Annotated in this window: 1 protein-coding gene; it reads right to left on the bottom strand. The window is 66.9% G+C overall.

Annotated features, from left to right (window positions below):
• Positions 1 to 788, bottom strand: a 788-nt coding sequence (locus CAPSK01_RS19840; RefSeq protein WP_273704154.1) for a tape measure protein, incomplete at both ends; no start/stop codon positions are given.

Genomic DNA, 788 nt, shown 5'->3' with positions numbered 1-788 from the left:
TTCGCGGCTGCGCCGCTCGATGGCGCCGTCGCCCGCGTCGTCGCCCGCGCTGCTGCCCACCTGACGCGGAGCTACGACCGAGCGCTGGTACTCGTCGAGGGCCTTGCGCCGTGCCGCAGCGTCTTCGACGGCTTGCCGATGGATCTCGCCTACCGCGCGCAGGTTGCCCTGCGCGAGCTGCGCCAGTTGTGCGGCGATGATGCCGATTTCGGTCCCGACGCCGCTGAACACGAACTTGACATCTGACCACAGCAGCTTGACCGTCTCCGCAATGGTCTTGAACACGCCCAGCTCGTTTCCGGCCGCAACGAGCTCGCCGACGAACTGCGTGAGGTCCTGGACTTCCGCGGCAAGTCCTGACGTAATCCCTGCGGTCGAGTCAATCTCGCCCGCCGCCTTGATCGCCGCGTTCTGAAGTTGAGTCAGCGACTGGCCGAAGGTCAGCGTCGCCCCGCTCACCTCCCTTGCCAGGGCCACCGAGCTGCGCTCTAGCGCCTCGATGACCTGCTCGGCTGTCAGCACCCCCGCAGCGCCAATTTCGCGCAGCTTGCCAATCGGCACGTTGAGCCCGTCGGCGATGGCTCGCGCCAACCGTGGCGTCTGCTCCATCACGGAGTTCAGTTCCTCGCCGCGCAGCGTGCCCGCCGCCAGGCCTTGCCCCAACTGCACAAGCGCGGCTTGCATGCTCTGCGCCGAGCCGCCACTGATGGTCATCGCATTGCCAACGGCCTCTGTGACCGTCAGCAATCGACTCTGCGACAGACCAAGCTCGCCGCCAGCGCGAGAAA

The sequence above is a fragment of the Candidatus Accumulibacter vicinus genome (genome assembly GCF_000584955.1).
GTDB lineage: Bacteria > Pseudomonadota > Gammaproteobacteria > Burkholderiales > Rhodocyclaceae > Accumulibacter > Accumulibacter vicinus.
This window is presented reverse-complemented; position numbering and strand designations above follow the sequence as displayed.